We start from the raw sequence: 4,574 nt of genomic DNA, 5'->3' as shown, positions 1-4,574 counted from the left end.
CTCCACCGAGAGCGTCACATCGTAAGCGTCAGAGGTTGAAACCGCGAGGCCGATGATGAAATCCTGCCCGCAGGTCTTGCGGATACCTTCAATAATTCGGCGCGACAGGCGGGTGCGGTTTTCCAAACTCCCGCCCCATTGATCGGTTCGGGTGTTGGACCACGGCGTCCAGAACTGATCGAGCAGTGAATGATAAGCGGCCCAAACTTCAACCCCCTGAAACCCCGCATCGCGGCACCGGCGGGCAGCGGCAATATGCGCCGCGATCAACTCCTCGATCTCGGTTTCCGTAACCGCATGAGAACCATCGCTGTCGTGATAACTGGAATGACCGGAGGGCGACCAATGCGGCGCAAAGGAAAGGTCGGAATCGCCATGCGCGCCGATATGATATAGCTGCTGCAAGATCACCGCACCCGCATCGCGCACAGGTTCGGTGATACGCCGGAAATACGGGATAACGTCATCGCTCTCGGTCCGGAAGTTGCCGCGTGTCAGAACGCCGGTGCGATGCACTGGCATTGGCTCTGCAACGATCATCGCCGCACCGCCCTTCGCGCGCTCCAACAGATAGGCCCCGAACTGCGCATCCGGCAGCCCGTCCTTCGCCATATTGGCAGTATGCGCGCCGAACACAATGCGGTTGCGCAGGGTCATGCCACGAATTTCAAGTGGGGAAAGCAAGCGGGGATGCTGGGTCATTCTGGCCTCCGTCTGGGCTCGAATGCTAACGGGCGCACGTTGCCCTGCGTGAGGCTGGCGCGCGACGGATGAATGTCAGAAAACGTCAAACTGACCGCTCCGATGATGCTCCCCTCAACGACCAGACATCACACCCAGACCACCCAAGACATAGGCAATCGTCACGCGGCATTCATCTTGGCAAAAAATACCTCCGCCGGAGGCTCCCACATATCCGATCCCGCCCCGACCTCAGGCTATGGTCCGTGGTAACGCCACCGGAGGGGGTTCGATGCCCCCTCCGGTGGCTCCGCCGTCAAAAAAGGACATCAGTTCCTATTCCGCGTCCCAACCGGAGATCGCTTTCGCCTCCAGAAACTCCTCCAGCCCCCAATGGCCGCCTTCGCGGGCGCGGCCAGATGCCTTCACGCCCCCGAAAGGCGCACCCGCGCCACGGGACTTACCGTTCATCTCCACCATCCCGGACCGCAGTTTGCGCGCGAGCCGGTTGCGCCGCGGACCATCCGAAGACTGGACATAGTTTGTCAGACCGTAAGGCGTGTCGTTGGCGATCTGAACCGCTTCTTCTTCGGTATCAAAAGGAATCATAGACAGGACCGGGCCAAAAATCTCCTCGCGCTCAATCGTCATGCCCGGTTTTACGTCGGCAAAAACGGTCGGGCGAACGTAGAAGCCCTTGTTCATGCCATCTGGCAGACCCGGACCGCCCGCAACCAGACGCGCGCCTTCGTCGATGCCCTTCTGGATATAGCCCTGAATCTGGTCCCACTGGCGACGGTTCACCACTGGACCGATATGATTGCCCGGTTCAGATGCCGGACCAACCTTGGTCGCATTGGCCACCTCTGCCGCAATCTCCACCGCTTTGTCATAGATGCTGCGTTCGACCAGCATCCGGCTCGGTGCGTTGCAGCTTTGGCCGGAGTTGTTCATCATATGCTGAACGCCGCGCTTCACCGCTTTCTCATCCGCATCGGCGAAAATCAGGTTCGCGCCTTTGCCCCCCAGCTCCAGCGTCACCCGCTTCAGCGTGTCCGCCGCCGCTTTGGAAATCGCGCGACCCGCGCGGGTGGACCCGGTGAATGAGATCATCTCCACATCCGGGTGGCTGGAAAGCTGGGTGCCAACCCCAACGCCATCCCCATTCACAAGGTTGAAAACCCCCGCCGGCACGCCCGCGTCATCGCAGAACTCCGCAAACAGCATCGAGGACAGCGGGCTCTCCTCGGACGGTTTCAAAACACAGGTGCAGCCCGCCAGCAGTGCCGGGATCACCTTCAAGGTCACCTGATTCATCGGCCAGTTCCAAGGCGTGATCAACCCGACCACACCGATCGGCTCCATCGCGATGCGATCGTTCGGCGCATGGGGGCCAAGCGGGCGCACCCATTCCATCTGATCAAAAGCGGTCAGGAAGTTGCTCAGATGCCAAGGCAGGCAGGGTGCCTGACTGCTGCGCGACATATCCATCGGCGCGCCCATCTCAAGGCTGATGGCTTCGGCCATCTCTTCCACCCGCGCTTCATACTGCTTCAGGATGCCCTCGACCACGCGGCGGCGCTCCGCCGGGGGCGTTACCGACCAAGTCTCAAACGCCGCTTTCGCAGCGGCCACCGCCGCGTTGGTATCCGCCTCGGACCCCAACGAGATGACGGCACAAACCTCCTCGGTCGAGGGGTTGATCACGTCGCAATCGCGCGGGGTGGCGGGTGCGACCCATTTGCCGTTGATGTAGAATTTGCGTTTATCGAGCATGGCTGCCTCCGGAAAATTTCTGATCTTAACGTGGCACCAGAACGGACAACCTTCAAGCCTTGTCGGGTTCGGAACATGGTTTGCCTGTACGAAGCGGCAGGGCAATTGTTTCCTTTTGTCGTGATCCCTCTGCCAAGGGGGTGCAAATCCCCGGCTGATGGCATAAGTCAGACCCAGCATTAACCGATGGAGAGAACCATGGCCGTTCGCATCAATGACATAGCGCCCGATTTTACCGCCAACAGCACGGCGGGTGAGATCAATTTCCACGACTGGATCGGCGACAATTACGCCATCATCTTCTCGCACCCGCGCGACTTTACACCGGTTTGCACCACAGAATTCGGTGCAGTCGCGCAAATGGTGCCGGAATTCAACAAGCGCAAGACCAAGGTGATCGGCGTTTCGGTCGATTCGGTTGATGACCACAAGAAATGGAAAAAGGACATTGCCGCCTTTGCCGGTGCGCCTGCCGATTTCCCCATCATCGACGACACCTCGCTGACCGTTTCCAAAGCCTATGACATGCTGCCGGCGGAATTTTACCTGCCCGAAGCGAACCGCACCCCGGCCAACAGTGCCACTGTCCGCACCGTCTATATCGTCGGGCCGGACAAGAAGGTGCGCCTGACCATGACCTATCCAATGAGCGTGGGTCGCAACTTTGCTGAAATCCTGCGCGCACTTGATGCGGTGCAAGCCACCGATGGCGCACCGATTGCCACGCCCGCCAACTGGGTGCCGGGGCAGGATGTGATTGTGTCAATGTCGCTGGACAATGCAGCGGCAGAGGCGAAGTTCGGCCCGCTGGATATCAAGCTGCCCTACCTGCGCTACGCCAAAGCGCCGAAGTAACACGTCGCGCGGCCTTTGGCCTGAACCGGGGCCGCGCAACTTGACACTTCCCTTTCAAGCCGAATCCTCCTATACGCACGCGGTCCCGGTACACTTCGGGGCAACAAGGGCCTTGCTGGACGACATCCCGGCCTGCGCCGTCACAATTCAAAATGGAGAACCCGATGTCGATTACGCCAGAAGAAAAGACCCGCCTGATCAAGGAATATGCAACGAAAGAAGGCGACACCGGTTCGCCCGAAGTTCAGGTTGCAATCCTGACCTCGCGCATCACGACCTTGACCGAGCATTTCAAGGGCCACAAAAAGGATAACCATTCCCGCCGTGGTCTGTTGATGATGGTCGCCCTGCGCCGCAAACTTTTGGATTATACCAAATCCAAAGACGAAGCGCGCTACCAGTCGCTGATCCAGCGCTTGGGCATCCGCCGCTAAGGCAGCCTTTCGTTTAGAGATACCGAACGCCCGTGTCAAAAGACGCGGGCGTTTTGGTTTTTTGCAGCAAGGTCTGGAATTATTCTTTGGCAGCGCGCGCGTTTTGTCCGGCTTCAAACTGTTCCCAAACATGCATCCGTCCTTTTTGGCGTGCGTCGGCCAACCATAGTTTCTTACGTATGCCGGGCATTTCCAACGGACTATATACCCCACCGGAGAACTTTGGCCAATCAATAGCCAAACCAAGTTTGACCATTTCAGCCGAGAGATCGCGACCATCTTGAAGATAGCATCTTGCAACGGCGCGGCCGTGGGCATCTTCCGCTATAACCTCTGCTTTCACTTTCTCCCCCTTGCACAAAGAAACTAATGCCCATTTGGCGTTCCTTCCGTAGGGGTGGTTCATTTCAGGTGCATCAACACCGAATAGGCGTATTTGAGTTTTCAGGATGACCAGAGTGTCTCCATCGACCACATAGGCAGATCCGTGCAAAACGGGATTGGTTGGCGATGACCTTGCGCTCTTTGCATCAAAAGGCTGTCGCTTTGCTGTGACCCTCTCGAGTCGGACTCGCCTGTCTGATCGAGTGCTTTTGCTGTCGGTGCGTAAGGTGCTGAGGACATACAAGAATACAATCAGCAGAAAAAGAACAAATGCGACTTCCAAATAATCAAGCCTTGTTAAGTTGTTGAATGCCAATACAGCGCCACGGCTAAAACTTGTAAGACTACTCCACGGTATGTCTAGTATGATATCAGTTTGGTGGGAGCATCGGCACCAAATAAAATTTTTGACATCTAGGCAGCTTCGATGAACGGCGGCTTCGT

The 4,574-nt window shown here is 57.7% G+C and carries 4 protein-coding genes and 1 pseudogene; 2 read left to right on the top strand and 3 right to left on the bottom strand.

The window, feature by feature from the left end:
- Together L0H65_RS15005 and L0H65_RS15000 are read right to left on the bottom strand one after the other, a co-directional pair.
- A pseudogene (locus L0H65_RS15005) lies at window positions 1–702 on the bottom strand (oxidoreductase); the annotation flags it as partial.
- Between the two features lie 315 nt (window positions 703–1,017).
- Window positions 1,018–2,457 (bottom strand): aldehyde dehydrogenase family protein, encoded by a 1,440-nt coding sequence (locus L0H65_RS15000; RefSeq protein WP_301459851.1) that lies wholly within the window; start codon window positions 2,455–2,457, stop codon window positions 1,018–1,020.
- 198 nt (window positions 2,458–2,655) lie between these two features.
- Here L0H65_RS15000 and L0H65_RS14995 point away from each other — a divergent pair, with 198 nt between their 5' ends.
- Window positions 2,656–3,312 (top strand): peroxiredoxin, encoded by a 657-nt coding sequence (locus L0H65_RS14995; protein WP_301459850.1) that lies wholly within the window; start codon window positions 2,656–2,658, stop codon window positions 3,310–3,312.
- A gap of 164 nt (window positions 3,313–3,476) precedes the next feature.
- Complete coding sequence (gene rpsO / locus L0H65_RS14990) at window positions 3,477–3,746, top strand: 30S ribosomal protein S15 (protein ID WP_301459849.1); 270 nt, start codon at window positions 3,477–3,479, stop codon at window positions 3,744–3,746.
- Between the two features lie 79 nt (window positions 3,747–3,825).
- Here rpsO and L0H65_RS14985 read toward each other — a convergent pair.
- Window positions 3,826–4,574: thermonuclease family protein (locus tag L0H65_RS14985; protein WP_367652003.1), on the bottom strand; the 749-nt coding region annotated here is incomplete at its 5' end.

The sequence above is a fragment of the Pseudorhodobacter sp. genome, assembly GCF_030452865.1.
Taxonomy (GTDB): Bacteria; Pseudomonadota; Alphaproteobacteria; order Rhodobacterales; family Rhodobacteraceae; genus Pseudorhodobacter.
The sequence above is the reverse complement of the archived record's forward strand: the minus strand, read 5'-3'. Positions and strand labels throughout refer to the sequence as shown.

Coding starts and splice junctions, on each gene's coding strand:
- L0H65_RS15000 (WP_301459851.1), bottom strand. CDS start 2,457: ATGCTCGATAAACGCAAATTCTACATCAACGGCAAATGGGTCGCACCC.
- L0H65_RS14995 (WP_301459850.1), top strand. CDS start 2,656: ATGGCCGTTCGCATCAATGACATAGCGCCCGATTTTACCGCCAACAGC.
- rpsO (WP_301459849.1), top strand. CDS start 3,477: ATGTCGATTACGCCAGAAGAAAAGACCCGCCTGATCAAGGAATATGCA.